The organism is Larkinella ripae (assembly GCF_054780775.1).
This window is the reverse complement of sequence record NZ_BAAGVR010000022.1, coordinates 717,968-733,027: the sequence shown is the minus strand read 5'-3', so window position 1 is coordinate 733,027 and position 15,060 is coordinate 717,968. Positions and strand designations below refer to the sequence as shown.

Sequence of the window (15,060 nt, the reverse complement as noted above, 5' to 3'; positions counted from 1 at the left end):
CCTGACTACGGTTTCCGACGCAGGCTTGCCAGCGCCAGTCCGGCGTAAATATCGGCCCCGCGCGGGCGCAATTTGTTTGAATTACTACCAATCATGCCGAACAGGTTGTCGGTTCCCAGAAAAACCGGGCCGATTCGGATGGAGGCACCCGCAACAAAGGAATTGTTAATCAGCGTGAGCGGAACCGCCACACCAAAGGCCGAGGTTTCGAGCCGGGGCGACACCGAAACAAGCGAGGGCTGCCGAATGGCAATGGCGTCTTTAGCCCGCATATCCTGGAGCAGGGTGCCGGTCAGGTAAAAACCGCTGCCGAGGTGAACATCGGCGTTGACCGAAAGCGCCGTTGGCAAACCCGACGTAAACTGCCCGCTGTTGTTGGCTTCGGTCAGGTTGAGCTTGTCGCGAAGAACGTTGGCAATGTCTTCGCTGCCACTTACTTCGTTAAAGTCATCCGAGGTAAACCGCTGGTTCGTCGTGTTGATCGAATACTGCTGTACATAGCGGGAGTTGCGGTAGCGAACGGCGCCCAGATCCGTCAGGGCGACGCCGACACGGAGCGCGTACCGATCGGAGTCGTCGGATTTTAACTGGTAGGAAAGACCAATATCAGCGCCCCAGCCCCGGCCGGGGTTGTTACCATCGAAAAACTGACGGACGGAAACCGAGCGGTTCTGATCCTGTAAATAAGTAGTGTAGCCCAGTTCGGCGTTGATCTGATCGACCTGCAGGTAATAGTTGTTCACACCGGCGGTGTCGGCCAGGACCCGGTAGGAAAGACCGTTGTTTTTCAGAAAACCGGCCGTAATGCCCTGGAGTCGTTTTACGGTAACGCCCAGCGAAAGTTGCTGATAGTCGTCCTGAAGAATGGCGGCTGCCAGCGTCAGGCCCACTTCCGCGTAGGTATTCGTGTTGATGGTGACCTGGTTATCGCGGCTCGGAATGTTGTAGAGCCGTTCGTCCTGCAAGCCCGCCCGCACCACCGACAGCAGCGATTCGGATGCCTTGTTGAATTGGGCAGCGGCCCGCAGCCGCGTGGTCAGTCCGACGGCCAGACCGTCGCCCAGCCGTAGCAGGAGCGAAGGGCCGCGCAGATCGGTCCAGGCCGTGCCGGATTTGGATTTGCCGTTGGCGGTTTCGCCCAGATAATCGGGCTGGAACAGAACCGTCCCATCGGATAGTTTATAGGAATCGGGAACCCGTTTCAGAACGAGCGAGGTCAGCGAAAACGGAGCCTGGTACCGGAAGTAGTCGTTGTTGAGGTGGGCATTTCCGGCGCCGAGATTCAGGTAAAAGCCGTATTTCGAGTCCGCAGCAAAAGCCGGGTTGAGGTAAGTGCTCTGCGTACCCCCGTACGGACTGGGCGCTACGCCCAGAAAATTCTGAGCCACCACCGACGACGAAAAAAGACAAAATAGCAGTACAAAACGCATCAGCTTACGAATGATGGATTACGGATGATGAACGATGAATGCGATTGCGTCAGCTCATCCATCGTTCATCATCCATCATTCTTTAAACGCCTTCTGCTTCGACTTGTTTTACTTCGGGGACTAATCGTGTCAGGAGATTTTCGATACCGGCTTTCAGCGTGAGCGTTGAGGAGGGGCAGCCGCTGCACGAACCTTGCAGCAACACTTTGACCGTTCCGCCCTCCGTATCAAAGGAATGGAAACTGATGGCCCCGCCGTCGGATTCAACCGCCGGGCGGATATACTGGTCAAGAACGGCTTTAATTTTCTGCACCGTCGGCGAGTCGGCTTCCACCTTGGTCGTGTTGGCGTCGATCGTCTGCTGGGCAAAAACCGGCTTTTGGTCGTTGAAAAACGAGCGGATGAAGTCCTTCACTTCAAACAGAACGTCTTCCCACTCGGTTTCGTCGTCTTTGGTAACCGTGACGAAATTGCTGGCGATGAAAATCCGTTTCACAAAATCGAAGCCGAACAGGGCCACCACCAGGGGCGATGATTTGCCGTTGAGCAGTGCTTCCGAAGCGTCGGCGTAGTCGAACGAAAGTCCTTCGGGCGTCAGCGGAAAGTTCACTACGAACTTCATCGAGTTGGGATTCGGGCTGCTTTCGGTATAAAGCGAGAGTGCGGGATACAGTGTCGTTGTCATTGGTTTACAAATTCAGGGTGAGTCAGAACCGGTAAGGAAGAAACAGCAGCCTGCCACGATTAGTTTGCAGAAACGAAAAAACCTGTCTGGCTCCGCCAAACAGGTTTTTATCGCCGGGTTATCCGTACGAATAAACCGGAAAACTTATTCTGCCGCTACGGTTTCAACCGGAGCCACTTCCACGGCTGACGGACCGGCAGCGATGATGCTGACGAACGAACGGCCGCCTTTGCCTTTGCGGAAATGAACCTGGCCATCGACCAGCGCAAACAGCGTGTGGTCTTTACCGATACCGACGTTTTTGTCGGGGTGATGCTGGGTGCCACGCTGACGAACGATGATGTTGCCGGCAATGGCGGACTGGCCACCGAACAGTTTCACGCCCAGGCGCTTGCTGATCGAATCCCGGCCGTTCTTGGAACTACCTACACCTTTCTTGTGTGCCATTTTTTAGAAAGTTTACGGTTTACGGTTTACGGTTTACAGTTTATGGTTGGCTATTACATTCGGGACAAGCGCGTGTCAACCAACCGAAAACCGTATACGATCTACCGAAAACGATTTATACTGTGATGTCTTCGATTAATACTTTGGTCAAATACTGACGGTGGCCGTTTTTCTTTTTGTAGCCTTTCCGACGTTTCTTTTTAAAGACGATGACTTTTTCGCCTTTCAGGTGTTCCAGAATTTTACCGGAAACCTGGGCGCCAGCGACGGTCGGGGCACCTACCGAAACAGTACCGCCATTGTCGACAAGTAAAACCTTGTCGAACACAAGTGCAGCGTCCGTGTCGCCTTCCAACCGGTGGGTGTAGACGTAACGGCCCTTCTCAACTTTAAATTGCTGCCCTGCGATCTCTACGATTGCGTACATGATTGATACAGAAAATGTTGTTTCTCAGAAATGAGGTGCAAATATAGAAGTTTTTGTTTGAAAAAAGAAACCAGAACCTTCTATTCCTCAGAAATGTTTCCTTAGCAGGAAACGCACTGGTTTTATGTCAGTTAGCACGGATTTTGCACAGATTTCCGGGCAGAGCGGTTTTTCAGCCCGTAGGAATGAAAAACCGCTGGGTACCTGGCCGAAAGCAAGCAATGGGTTTCGGCGGTGTATTCTCCTACGGTGAGATGTTTCGGATTGATAACAACTGAAGTATGAAAGCATGGATAAGTTTGCTTGCTGTGCTGATGAGTACGGCGGCAGCCACGTTTGCGCCGTCCTCCCGTTTCGACGAAAAGAAAGTATACACCATCGGTGATGCCGTACAGGATTTTAAGTTAAAAAACGTCGACGGCCGCCTGGTTTCGCTGGCCGATTACAAAAACGGCAAAGGGGTTATTCTGATCTTTACGACCAATCACTGTCCCTTTTCGAAAATCTACGAAGAACGGATCATCGCGCTCGACCGCAAATACGCCCCGCTGGGCTTTCCGGTGGTGGCCATCCAGCCCAACGACCCGACGGCGTATACCGAAGATTCGTTTGAGAACATGAAAAACCGGGCGCAGGAAAAGAATTATCCCTTTCCGTATTTGTGGGACGACTCCCAGAGTGTGGCTAAAGTATTCGGCGCGACCCGCACTCCGGAAGTATTCGTCCTGAAACACGTCGGCGACCGCTTCACGGTGGAATACACCGGCGCCCTTGACGATAATCCGCAAAATGCTGCGGGGGTGAAAAGACGGTACGTGGAAGATGCCGTCAGTAATGTGCTGTCCGGTCGGCCGGTTGTCACCACCACCACGCGCGCCATCGGTTGCGCCATCAAATGGAAAAGCGTTTAAAGGGAATGATGCGCTAAGACGGGGCCGCCCGCGCGGTGATGAACGATGAATGGGCTGACGCCTGTAGCTCATCAGGCGTCTTTGGCACTGGTTTTGTCAATTGCCTTTTCATAAACCAATCAATCAGTACTCTTATGAAAAAGGTGATAATGACGTTCAAACAGATTCGTATCCTGGCTGCGGCCGCTTTGGTAGTGGCTTCGTTGGGGCTGACGTCTTGTCAGAATGATGGAAAAAATGAATCCCGGACCGAAGATGCGGTGGAAAATACCGGTGAAGCGGTGGAAGCCGACGCGGAGAAAGCCGGTGATAAAATAGAGGCCGAAAGCAATGAAGCAGCGGCCGATTTCCGGGAAGAACGCGATAAAGCCGTTGCCAACATCAAGGAAGAGCAACGTAAACTCGACGCCCGGATTGATGAATTACAGGCCGATATCAAGCGGGAAGGCGCTGAAGCAAAAGCCAAATCGCGCGAAAAACTGGCGGATCTGGAACAGGAACGCAAGGAACTGGGACAGGATCTGGAAGATGCCCAGAACGCTACGGCAGCCGCCTGGAAAGACGTGAAGAAAGGATTTAAACAAGCGGGCAAAAGCATCGGTGATGCGTTCGACAAAGCCGGTGAAAAGCTCGATAACGACGGCAATTAGTACGTAGTTTTCAGTTAGGTAGTTCCAAAGCCGCTCCAACACCCCTGATTTGGAGCGGCTTTGTTTTGTGGAAAAATGTCTACAATCTTGTTGGCGTAGCTAAACAATCCAGCGCGGGAAGCCGCTGACCTGCCGGGCGGTTTTCAAGAACCGCAAAAAATAAAACCGGGAAACGTTTTCAAAAACCACCGCTACGGTCGGCCCCGTTGAAACGTGATTTCGGTCACCAAACCGATCGCGCTGATGCGCAGGGCTACGGAACGGCTGTTGGTTTTGACTTTTGGGTCCTGACAATGAGGGCCTTTTTCAAGGAAATAGATGTAAAATTTCTGATTCCGGTCGTCGAGTTGCTCGCTGTCCGGTCGACCCAGAATTTTGCCGATCTCATTGGCCGACTGGCCTTTCACCTCCTGCCGAACGGCCTTAAAATCGTCCAGCAGCAACAGCCGGCTACCCCGACAGCCACCCCGATCCGCCCGCCATTTCACCAGATCCAGATTCCCCAGCCGGTCGGGCGGTGCCGAACAATTTTGAATGAATAAGGAACTGTGAACCATGAAGGCTGAAAAAAGGAAGTGACGCAACCGGGGCAATAAACGCCCGGACAAGTGTTCATTATTCATGCGTTCACTATTCATTATAAAGCGTTTGCAGCAACACCTGCCCGACGGCTTTAAGCGTTCCGCGGTCGATGTTTTCCAGCCCGTCGCCGGTGGTGTGCCAGTCTTCAAAGAAGCTGCCGGAGCCAACGTGCAGGTGAATAATGTCGATCATCGGGATTTTGCCGACCCGGTTTACGGGCAAATGGTCGTCGGTGATGGCCGGACCTGACTGGCCGGTGTCGACAAAAAACTGGTTGTAGCCGATCTGGCTGGCCGTTTCCCAGACCTTATTGGCCACCGTGGGCGCATACTGCATCGAGTGGCCTTCCTTCAGGAAAGTTGCTCCTTTGGCACCCACCATGTCCAGCAAAATACCGTAATAGGCGGTGTAACCCGGTTTATGCTTGTTGGCGGCCCAGTACTGCGAACCCAGGCAAAAACCGCCGTATTCGTCGCGGGCCAGCTCGGAATTGCCCCAATCCTCCGCGTCGAAGAAAATCAGGTCGATGCCGACCTCCGGTTTGGTGCCGGATTGCTGAATACTCCGGGCCAGTTCGAGCAACACGGCTACTCCGCTGGCCCCGTCGTTGGCACCCAGCACGGGTTTGGTCCGGGCCGAGCTGGTGCTGTCCTGATCCGCAAACGGGCGGGAATCCCAGTGCGAAGCCAGCATGATGCGCTTGGTGGCCTGGGGGTTGATGCTGCCGATGATGTTCCGGGAATTCAGTTTGAGATTATCGTAGGTCGTGGCCGTGAAGTTCTGAACGGTTACTTCGCAGCCGAAGGCTTTCAGGGCGGCAATCAGGTAATCCCCGCAGCGCCGGTGGGCGTCCGTATTCGGCACCCGTGGACCAAATGCGACCTGCTTGGCCACGTAGGCGTAGGCAGAATCGGCATTGAAAGACGGTGCCGTAACGGTTTTGACCTCGGCGGCCTGGTTTTCCTGCTGATCCTGCTTTTTGCTTTTGCAGGCACTGACAGTGACAACCGCAACCAGGCAAATAAGAATAAGTGTTCGGTTCAGGTGCATGGTTTATCCTCTAGATTACTCTTCGTAAGCCCAGTCGATCCGGTGCTTCATGTCTTTGATCGCCAGCCTCTGCGCCTTGAAATAGGAACGGACCTGATCCACTTTATCGTATTGCTTTTGTTCTTTGTATTCGCGGTATAAACTCAGCATTCCGTTCAAAACCGCATCACTGCTGTCGGTTTTTTCTTCGATCAGGCCCAGTACATCCTCCATAAACTTGACGAAAGAACCGGTCAGCAGGTTAAACACGTCTTCGCCCAGGGCCGACGCCGGAAGCTGGTTGAGATACAGCATGTTGATGTATTTCAGCAGCGCAAACAACTGCGCAATACCAACCGCCGTGTTCAGATCGTCATTCAGGGCGCCGTAGAAATCGTCGACGGCTTTGCGAATTTCCTGCTGTTTTTTCTCGTCAATGGTGCCGTCCGCATCGGCCGTATACGACAACGTTTTGACAATTCGTAAACCGTTCGCCAGTCGTTTGTAGCCCTTCTGGGCGGCTTTGAGGGCTTCATTTGAAAAGTCGAGGGTGCTCCGGTAGTGCGACTGCAACATGAAAAACCGCACGGTCATCGGGCTGTAGGCCTGTTCGAGCAAATGGTGCGAACCCGCCACCAGCTCCGACGGCAGAAACGAATTACCCAGCGATTTCGACATTTTCTGCCCGTTCACCGTCAGCATGTTCGAATGCATCCAGTAGCGGGCCGGTTCATTGCCGTAAATGCTTTTGCCCTGCGCCATTTCGCATTCGTGGTGCGGGAATTTCAAATCCATGCCCCCGCCGTGAATATCGAACTGTTTGCCCAGATACTTGGTACTCATGCAGGTACACTCGAGGTGCCAGCCGGGAAAACCGTTGCTCCAGGGCGACGGCCACCGCATCAGGTGGTCGGGGGCGGCTTTTTTCCAGAGCGCAAAATCCAGCGGATTCCGCTTTTCCGACTGCCCGTCCAGGTCGCGGGTTTCGTTCAGCAGATCTTCCAGAACCCGCCCCGACAATTTGCCGTAATCACCACCCTGCTGGTTGTAGCGGGCGATGTCGAAATAAACCGACCCGTTCGACTCGTAGGCCAGGCCTTTGTCGATCAGCGTCCGCGTGGCTTCAATCTGCTCGACCATGTGGCCGGTGGCGGTGGGTTCGATGCTCGGCGAAAGCAGATTGAACATCGCCGTTACCGAATGAAAATCGTTTGTATACCGCTGCACAATTTCCATCGGCTCGATTTTCTCCAGCTTCGCCATCCGCCCGATTTTGTCCTCGCCCTCGTCGCCGTCGCCCACCAAATGCCCCACATCCGTAATGTTGCGGACATACCGCACCGTGTAGCCAATGTGCTTCAGGTAGCGAAACAGCGTGTCGAAGGTCAGAAACGTGCGGATATTGCCCAGGTGCACGTAGTTATAAACCGTCGGGCCGCAGACGTACAGCCCCACGTAGGGCGACCTAATGGGCTCGAACAGTTCTTTCCGGCGGGTAAGCGTATTGTATACCTTAAGCGGTTGTGTCGGTGTTGTCATTCTTCAATCAGTCGGTCCGCCGAAGCGGCTATTGGCAGCCACAAATCTACACAATGTTCGGCGGAAGTCAGCACGGTCTGCACAGCGGCAAATGCAGTAGTTTTCCTATCTTCGCACACGGTATCAACGCAAACGAACGCCGTTCGGTTGGCCGGATCAGTTATTTTTCACTTAGTATAGTGCCGTATGCAACTCGTCGAAGTTGGTGAAAATCCCGCTTATCAGAAAGAATTTTTACAGATGCCGGTTCGGTTATACCGGAATAATCCGTGCTGGATCCGGCCACTCGACAACGACATCGAAGAGGTTTTCAATCCGGCCAAAAACAAGTTCTTTCAACACGGCGATTGCATCCGCTGGCTGCTGCTCGACGATCAGCGGCAATCCATTGGCCGGATTGCCGCTTTTGTCAACCGCGACACCGCCAACCGCAACAACGACCAGCCCACCGGTGGCCTGGGTTTTTTTGAATGCATCGACAACCAGCCGGCGGCTTTTCACCTGTTCGACGCGGCCAAAAGCTGGTTGCAGGGCCAGGGCATGGAAGCCATGGACGGCCCCGTCAATTTCGGGGAGCGCGATCGCTGGTGGGGCCTGCTGGTCAATGGGTTCGATAAAGAACCGACTTACGGAATGCCCTACACCCAGCCGTATTACGTTCCGTTTTTTGAAAATTACGGGTTTCAGGAGTATTTCCGGCAACTGACCTACCTGCTGCCCATGCGGGAAGACAAAGTGCGGGCGCTGATTCATCCGTCGGTTTTCGAACGCTCGGTCCGGACCCTGGAGGACCCGACCTACACGTTCCGGCACATCACCAAACGCGAACTCGAAAAATACGCGGACGATTTTCGCTCCATCTATAACAAAGCCTGGGCGCGTCACCTGAGCGTCGGGGAGATGTCGGCGGCCCAGGCGCGGTCGCTGATGCTGCGCATGAAACCGATTCTGGAAGAAGAACTCATCTGGTTTGGCTACCACAACAACGAACCCATCGCGTTCTTTATCGTGCTGCCCGAACTGAACCAGATTTTCAAGCACGTCAACGGCAAGCTGAACCTGATCGGCAAGCTGAAGTTTTTGTATCACAAGGTGATGAAAACCAACAAGAAAGCCTTTGGCGTAATTTTCGGCATTATTCCGGAGTACCAGGGCCGGGGCATCGAATCGGCCATTGCGCTGGCGTTCACGCGGGTGGCCTGGATACCGGGCTATCAATACGAAGAGCTGGAGCTGAACTGGGTGGGCGATTTCAATCCCAAAATGATGCGCTTTGCCCGGATGCTGGGCGGGGTTATTCACAAAGAACACAGCACCTACCGGTATCTTTTTGATCGGAGCCGGGAATTCAAACGGCACCCGGTCATTTGAAAAATCCAATATTTTGCGGACTTTTGGCCGTTCATTCATTCTCTTATCTCACATCCGGTTTATCAAAACCGCCTTTATCCAATCAGCATGAGTCTGTTAACCGTTGGTTCAGTGGCCTTCGATGCGCTGGAAACGCCTTTCGGCAAAACCGATAAAATCATTGGCGGAGCTGCCACCTACATTACGCTGTCCGCATCGTATTTCACGAATAAAAACAACCTGGTTGCGGTGGTCGGCGACGATTTTCCGCAGGAAATGATCGATATTCTGAAAGAGCACGGCGTTGACACGACGGGTCTGGAAGTCCGGCCGGGCGAGAAAACGTTTTTCTGGTCGGGAAAATACCACAACGACATGAACACGCGCGACACCGTGGATGTGCAGTTGAACGTGATGGGGACTTTCGACCCGGTTATTCCGGAACGGTACGGCGACTGCGAATTTCTGATGCTGGGCAATACCGCCCCGGCCATCCAGAAACTGGTGATCGAACGGCTGCCCAACCGCCCGAAACTGATCATGCTCGACACCATGAATTTCTGGATGGACAGCGCCTGGGATGATCTGATGGAGGTCATTAAGTTAGTGGATGTGCTGACCGTCAACGACGAGGAAGCGCGCCAGCTGTCCAAACAGTATTCGCTGGTGAAAGCCGCAGCCGCCATTCAGGCGATGGGTCCCAAAACCGTCATCATCAAAAAAGGCGAACACGGCGCGCTGCTTTTCCACGGCGACAGCATCTTCTTTGCCCCCGCTTTGCCGCTGGAAGAAGTCTTTGATCCCACCGGCGCGGGCGACACGTTTGCGGGCGGTTTCATCGGCTATCTGGCCAGCACCGGCGATGTGTCGTTCAGCAACATGAAACGCGGCATCATCTACGGTTCGGCGATGGCGTCGTTCTGCGTCGAAAAATTCGGGGCCGAACGGCTTTTCAACCTGACGCCGGAAGAAATCAACGAACGGGTCGCGAAATTTGTGCAGCTCTCGGCGTTTGAAATTCAGTAACGGACCTGCGGGCTTTAGCCCATAGTTTATCTTTTTGCTATTTTGGTCCTGATTACGGGCTAAAGTCCGCAGGTTCGTTACTTCTTCAGGACCTTGTTTGTAAACGTTCGGCCCCGCGCCGAAGTGCGAATGAGGTATAAACCGGGGGCCAGTTGGTCGGTTCCCAGATGCTGCTGATGTTCCCGGGCCGGGGTGTTCGCCGTCACTTCCTGAATGAGTTTGCCCTGGCTGTCCAGCAATTGAAAGGTCGCCGTGGTCGGTTTCTGGCTTTTCAGCAGAACCTGAAACCGGGTTTGGGAAGGGCTCGGAAAAACCGTAAGGTTCAAATCCTCTTCATCAACCCGCTCGTTGACGGCCGTCAGCAGGCCCCGCTCCAGCACGGGCTCGTAGGGCGGAATCGTTCCGGGCGTACTACCCGGTTTGTCGATCACCTGCGTCACCAGATCAAAAAGCGTGGTGCTGATCCGCTGCCCGTTGCGCCATTCTTCGGCCACCACCGCAAAATCATACAGGCCCGTCTGCGTCGGGGCGTCCCACGTCAACTGCCCGCTTTCCGCGTCGATTTTGAACGCACCCCGGCGGGTGACCTCGTTGGGGAAAACATAGTTGGCAAGCGGCTGGCTGCTCTGCTGGCATTCGGCCTTGCGAATCCGGACCAGGTAATGCGCGACGCTGTCGCCGTCGGTTTCGGTGGCCCGGAGATTATAAGTGGCTCTTTCGTTGACCGGAACAATCAGGCTGGCGGGCGTAGGGCCCTGAAAAACCGGCAGGCTGTTGGTCAGCGTGGTGGAAAACGTCGTTTCTAGGTAAAGCGGCTGCGTCAGCGCGTCCGGCAGGTTGGCGAGCGGGGAGCGGTTCGGAAGTTGGGTCGAAACGGTGTATGTTCCCGAACCGGTGCCGTTGTAGGTGTGCGTCACCTGATACCGGTTCAGGGCGGTGAGCCGGTCGAGTGGGGTGCGGCTCTGGCGGAACGCCTGGATCGTTCCGGAACCGTCGCCGGTACAGAGCGTCACAAAATCCGCCTGACTGGTGGCATTTTGACCACTCACTTCATTGGTGTAAATGTTGACCGTAAATTCAAACGTGAGCGAAGCCGAGGTCCGTTTAACCTGAATGTAACCGCCGAGCAGGTGCGTTCCGCAAACCGGAAAAGCAAAAACCGTCAACACCAGCGTAATGATCTTTTTCATAAGGTTGGAGCAAGGAAAGGATGGACTGATAAACACCGTTGATCATACTACTCTTGAAACGGAAAGCACAAATTTGTAGTATTACGAACGGCGACTATTCGCCCGAATTATTTGGCTGAGAACGAATGCTTTATACGCCCCAGCAAACCGCCGGTTTTGCCACCCAAAAGTTCCGGTTTTTGCGGACCGAACTGGACGACCACGTCCTGACGCTGACGCTCAATCGACCGGAGAAAAAAAACGCCCTCAACGCGGCTCTGCTGAACGAACTGGCTTTTGCCTTAACCTACGCGCATCAGGAAAAAGCCGTCTGGCTGGTGGTGCTGGCCGCTGCGGGCGATGTGTTTTGCGCCGGAATGGACTTGAAAAGCCTGTCGGCGGGCGAAGAAGCCGCGGAAACCGTACCCGCTCCCGCCGGTCCCGTGCGCCTGGGCGAGTTGCTGGCCGACCTGCAAAAACCGTGTCTGGCCCGGGTGCAGGGGGCGGTTTACGCGGGCGGTTTTTTGTTGCTCGGCGGCTGTACGCACGTGGTGGCGGCCGATACGGCCACGTTCAGCCTGCCGGAAGTAAAACGCGGCCTGTTTCCGTTTCAGGTGATGGCGAGTCTGCTCGAGATCATGCCCGCCCGCAAAGCGCTCGATTGGTGCCTGCGCGCCCGGACGTTGTCGGCCCCCGAAGCGCTGGAAACCGGGTTGGTGACGGAGGTGGTTTCGCCAGAGAATCTGGAGCAAGCCGTTCAGCAGTGGACGGACGAGCTCAAACAGTACGCGCCAACCGCCCTGCAAGCGGGTTTGCGGGCTTATCAGCAGCTAAAAAGTCTGCCGCCGGACCAGCACCAGGCGTTCCTGCACGACCAATTCCGGCAGATTCAGCAAACCGCCGACGCCAAAGAAGGCATGGCGGCTTTTCTGGAAAAACGATTGCCGAACTGGGGCCGGAATGCGGACTAAGCACTGACCTTAAAACTGCCTGGTTTCTGCGCGGCCAACCCTCCCGGGATTTGATAAAAAATGTTAAGCGTTTCGCGGGGATGATCGGCCGGTTTATCTTGCCGAAAAACGGCCATGCTTTTTCGGAAACTAACGCTTATTTTCCTGTTCTACCGGACGTTCTGGGTGTTCAGCAATGCGGTCACGCTGGCGTTGATCGGCGTCAGTGTGATCCGAATGGTCGATTACTTTTCGCTTTTTTTCGTTTATTTCTGCTGGTTCAAACTGTTTTCCGAAGGCGTGGTCTGGTACCTGACCCGCCGGCACTACCGGGCGCGGTTCTGGTTTTACCACAACCTGGGTTTGTCCGAAGCCGTCCTGTTCGGCGGAGCTTTTGTGCTGGACATTCTGATGGCCCTGTTCCTGATTTTTGGTGCGTATCATCTCCTGCTCCTGCTATGAATCCTCACCCTGCGGTGCTGGAAGCCGACGGCATCTGGCTGGCATTCGGCGGCCGAAAAATTCTCCAGAGCGTCTACATCCGGCTGGACGTAGGGCGGATTACCGGTTTACTGGGCCGCAACGGCTGCGGAAAATCCTGTCTGCTGAAAAGCGTGATGGGTTTGATGCCCACCGAAACCCGGTCGGTGCGGGTCGATGGGCAGTACGTCGAAAAACCGTATCGGCAACCGGCTTTGATTCGGTATCTTCCCCAGCACCCGTTTGTTCCACCTTCGCTGACCGTTCAGACGGCTTTTGCGTGGTACGGCGTCGATTTGACGGAACTAGCCCGGGAGTATCCCCTCATCGACCGACTCCGGCACCGGAAAATCGGGTCGCTGTCGGGTGGTGAAAAACGCCTGACCGAAATTCTGCTGATTCTGAAATCCGACAGTGCGTTTGTGTTGCTGGATGAACCGTTTTCGCACCTGATGCCGGTCCAGATCGAGCAGGTTCAGGAAACCATCCGGCACGAATCCGGGCGCAAAGGCATCCTGCTCTCCGATCACCTCTACCAGTCGGTACTGAAGCTGAGCGATGCGGTTTTTTACCTCAACCCGGGCGGGCGCACCACGCGGCTCCGTTCGCCCGAGCGCGATCTGACCGATCTGGGCTACATAAAGTAGCAGGGCCGCGTACCGGTTTTTCGACTAGTTTTGCGGTTTGGTTCTACCCGAACGCAGCGGATGCATCTTTTCCTGATCAAAATAACCATCATTCCGGCCGTGATTGCGCTGGTGGCGCTGGCCGCCCGCAGATGGGGCAACAAAGTTGGCGGACTGATTGGCAGTATGCCCTGGACGGCGGGCCCGATCCTGCTGTTTTTCATTCTTGAACAGGGCAAAGCGTTCGGAATTCATTCGATTCAGGGCTCCATGACCGGTATTCTGGCCCTGATCGGCTTCGGCTACAGTTACGCATCGTTTTCCAGAACGTGGCGTTGGCTGCCCACGCTGCTGCTGTCGTACGTTTTCTTTGCCGGTTTTGCGGTGCTGTTCAATTCCCTGCAACTGAGTTTGCCGGTGAGTTATGCGCTGGTGATTGGCGCCGTGTTGCTGGCCCTCCGGTTTTTTCCGGTGCCCACAACGCAGCCCGCGGGCGTCCGGCGGTTGCCCTACGATATTGTGATCCGGATGGGCGTTGCGACCTTGTTTGTGGTGCTCATCACCGGTTTAGCAAGCGTACTGGGGCCTAAGTGGAGCGGTATTTTGACGCCCTTTCCGATCATGACGTCGGTTCTGGCCATTTTTTCGCACCTGCTGGGCGGCAGCAGTGCGGCCATTGCCACGCTGCGCGGGTTGCTGATCGGCTTATTCGGGTTTACGACCTTTCTTTTTTTGCAAGCCTACTTGCTAAACGAGTTTACGGTGGGCGTGTCGTTCGGGCTGGCCTTTATCGTCAATACAATGATTAATCTGGTCGCCAGCCGGGTGTGGTGATGCGTAGCAAACCGATTCCTTAAAATTTCAGTCCCAGATCCAGCGAAACCGCGTGGTTCTTCGAAACCAGATCGCGCGCCCGGGCCACGTCCGTCAACCCCCGCTGGTAGCTGACGCCCAGCAACAGGGCCTGGCTCTGGTTCAGCCGGTATTGAATGCCGGTGCCGAGCAACAGACTCAGGCTGCACCGGCTGTATTGCCGGCTGTAGTTTCCGTCCTCCTCCGCAAACTGGAACAGGGCGTTGTGGGCTGAATCAAGCGGTTTTTCGGCCAGTTTGGTGTTGATCAACCCGCCGGTCTGAATGTAAAACCGGGCGTTCGGAAACAGATTGTTGGCGTACATTTTCACCGAAGCCGGAATCTGTAAATACTGTAAATTATAGGTCGACTGCTGGATTTTGGCCCCCGGGTCCCAGACCGGCTGCCCAAACTGCCCCGGAATCCGGTAGCCCGACCGGTGAATCGTATACCAGAGTCCGGAGCTGAACGAATACCGGTCCTTGAAAAAGAAATAATCAATCGTGGGTCCGAGGCTCATGCGCATGGCGGCACCGTTGTCCCGAAAACCGGCGTACGAACCGAAGCCTTCCGCCGAATTGAACGTCACCGAAGGTGCCACGCGGAAACTCATTTCAATCAGTTTTTGCGGGGGGGCATAGTCAATCTCATCCGCCTGAATTCGCTGAAAAACCCGGTCCGTTGCGCGCCGGGGCCGTTCGCGCTCATCGGTTCGGCGGTTATTTTTGCGGGGCGCTGGCTGGCCCCAACCATCATCGTCCGACGTTCGGTTCGGCCTGTTGGGTTCCTGAACGGTGACCCGGCCCTGACCGTGAGCGTTCCCGATAAGCACCAGAATGAGGGTCGCTGCTGCAATCATCTGACCGGAACGCCGGTATGAACCCAACTTTTTCATAAATTTGTATGT

Annotated in this window: 17 protein-coding genes; 8 read left to right on the top strand and 9 right to left on the bottom strand. The window is 54.9% G+C overall.

From position 1 onward, the window contains the following. Positions 1–5: 5 nt before the first annotated feature. The 4 genes from ACYVHX_RS15985 to rplU all read right to left on the bottom strand — a co-directional run bounded on the left by ACYVHX_RS15985 (position 6) and on the right by rplU (position 2,989). Positions 6–1,430, bottom strand: coding sequence for a DUF5723 family protein (locus ACYVHX_RS15985; protein ID WP_460672663.1), 1,425 nt, complete (start codon positions 1,428–1,430; stop codon positions 6–8). Positions 1,431–1,512: 82 nt separating this feature from the next. Next, positions 1,513–2,115, bottom strand: a complete 603-nt coding sequence (locus tag ACYVHX_RS15980; RefSeq protein ID WP_460672662.1) for a NifU family protein — start codon at positions 2,113–2,115, stop codon at positions 1,513–1,515. Between the two features lie 144 nt (positions 2,116–2,259). Beyond that, positions 2,260–2,562, bottom strand: coding sequence for a 50S ribosomal protein L27 (gene rpmA, locus ACYVHX_RS15975; RefSeq protein WP_460672661.1), 303 nt, complete (start codon positions 2,560–2,562; stop codon positions 2,260–2,262). A gap of 115 nt (positions 2,563–2,677) precedes the next feature. Next, entirely contained in the window at positions 2,678–2,989 is a 312-nt protein-coding gene (gene rplU, locus ACYVHX_RS15970) for a 50S ribosomal protein L21 (RefSeq protein ID WP_460672660.1), read from the bottom strand. Positions 2,990–3,270: 281 nt separating this feature from the next. Here rplU and ACYVHX_RS15965 point away from each other — a divergent pair, with 281 nt between their 5' ends. Continuing rightward, positions 3,271–3,900 (top strand): thioredoxin family protein, encoded by a 630-nt coding sequence (locus tag ACYVHX_RS15965; protein ID WP_460672659.1) that lies wholly within the window; start codon positions 3,271–3,273, stop codon positions 3,898–3,900. Between the two features lie 134 nt (positions 3,901–4,034). Further along, complete coding sequence (locus ACYVHX_RS15960; protein WP_460672658.1) at positions 4,035–4,550, top strand: sll1863 family stress response protein; 516 nt, start codon at positions 4,035–4,037, stop codon at positions 4,548–4,550. A gap of 191 nt (positions 4,551–4,741) precedes the next feature. Here the strand turns inward: ACYVHX_RS15960 and ACYVHX_RS15955 are convergent, their stop codons facing one another. The 3 genes from ACYVHX_RS15955 to cysS form a co-directional block, all read right to left on the bottom strand. Next, complete coding sequence (locus ACYVHX_RS15955) at positions 4,742–5,107, bottom strand: hypothetical protein (RefSeq protein WP_460672657.1); 366 nt, start codon at positions 5,105–5,107, stop codon at positions 4,742–4,744. Positions 5,108–5,180: 73 nt separating this feature from the next. Beyond that, positions 5,181–6,182, bottom strand: coding sequence for a M28 family peptidase (locus ACYVHX_RS15950; RefSeq protein WP_460672656.1), 1,002 nt, complete (start codon positions 6,180–6,182; stop codon positions 5,181–5,183). 15 nt (positions 6,183–6,197) lie between these two features. Further along, entirely contained in the window at positions 6,198–7,700 is a 1,503-nt protein-coding gene (gene cysS, locus ACYVHX_RS15945) for a cysteine--tRNA ligase (protein ID WP_460672655.1), read from the bottom strand. Between the two features lie 186 nt (positions 7,701–7,886). Between cysS and ACYVHX_RS15940 the strand changes: the two genes are divergently transcribed. Together ACYVHX_RS15940 and ACYVHX_RS15935 are read left to right on the top strand one after the other, a co-directional pair. Further along, on the top strand, positions 7,887–9,071 hold the full coding sequence (locus tag ACYVHX_RS15940) for a hypothetical protein (protein ID WP_460672654.1): 1,185 nt from the start codon (positions 7,887–7,889) through the stop codon (positions 9,069–9,071). 87 nt (positions 9,072–9,158) lie between these two features. Then, positions 9,159–10,076 carry a PfkB family carbohydrate kinase gene (locus ACYVHX_RS15935; RefSeq protein WP_460672653.1) on the top strand — a complete coding sequence of 306 codons (918 nt, stop codon included), beginning with the start codon at positions 9,159–9,161 and terminating at the stop codon, positions 10,074–10,076. A 77-nt stretch (positions 10,077–10,153) separates the two neighbouring features. Here the strand turns inward: ACYVHX_RS15935 and ACYVHX_RS15930 are convergent, their stop codons facing one another. Continuing rightward, entirely contained in the window at positions 10,154–11,266 is a 1,113-nt protein-coding gene (locus ACYVHX_RS15930) for a T9SS type A sorting domain-containing protein (protein WP_460672652.1), read from the bottom strand. A 125-nt stretch (positions 11,267–11,391) separates the two neighbouring features. Here ACYVHX_RS15930 and ACYVHX_RS15925 point away from each other — a divergent pair, with 125 nt between their 5' ends. The 4 genes from ACYVHX_RS15925 to ACYVHX_RS15910 all read left to right on the top strand — a co-directional run bounded on the left by ACYVHX_RS15925 (position 11,392) and on the right by ACYVHX_RS15910 (position 14,135). Further along, positions 11,392–12,216 carry an enoyl-CoA hydratase/isomerase family protein gene (locus ACYVHX_RS15925; protein ID WP_460672651.1) on the top strand — a complete coding sequence of 275 codons (825 nt, stop codon included), beginning with the start codon at positions 11,392–11,394 and terminating at the stop codon, positions 12,214–12,216. Positions 12,217–12,330: 114 nt separating this feature from the next. Continuing rightward, positions 12,331–12,657, top strand: coding sequence for a hypothetical protein (locus ACYVHX_RS15920; RefSeq protein ID WP_460672650.1), 327 nt, complete (start codon positions 12,331–12,333; stop codon positions 12,655–12,657). After that, positions 12,654–13,322: an ATP-binding cassette domain-containing protein gene (locus ACYVHX_RS15915; RefSeq protein WP_460672649.1), complete on the top strand. Its 669-nt coding sequence runs from the start codon at positions 12,654–12,656 to the stop codon at positions 13,320–13,322. The genes ACYVHX_RS15920 and ACYVHX_RS15915 overlap by 4 nt, the downstream gene beginning before the upstream one ends. Before the next feature lie 60 nt (positions 13,323–13,382). Then, entirely contained in the window at positions 13,383–14,135 is a 753-nt protein-coding gene (locus ACYVHX_RS15910; protein ID WP_460672648.1) for a hypothetical protein, read from the top strand. Between the two features lie 19 nt (positions 14,136–14,154). On the opposite strand, the gene ACYVHX_RS15905 is transcribed toward ACYVHX_RS15910, so the two are convergent. After that, positions 14,155–15,048 (bottom strand): outer membrane beta-barrel protein, encoded by an 894-nt coding sequence (locus ACYVHX_RS15905; protein WP_460672647.1) that lies wholly within the window; start codon positions 15,046–15,048, stop codon positions 14,155–14,157. Positions 15,049–15,060 lie beyond the last annotated feature (12 nt).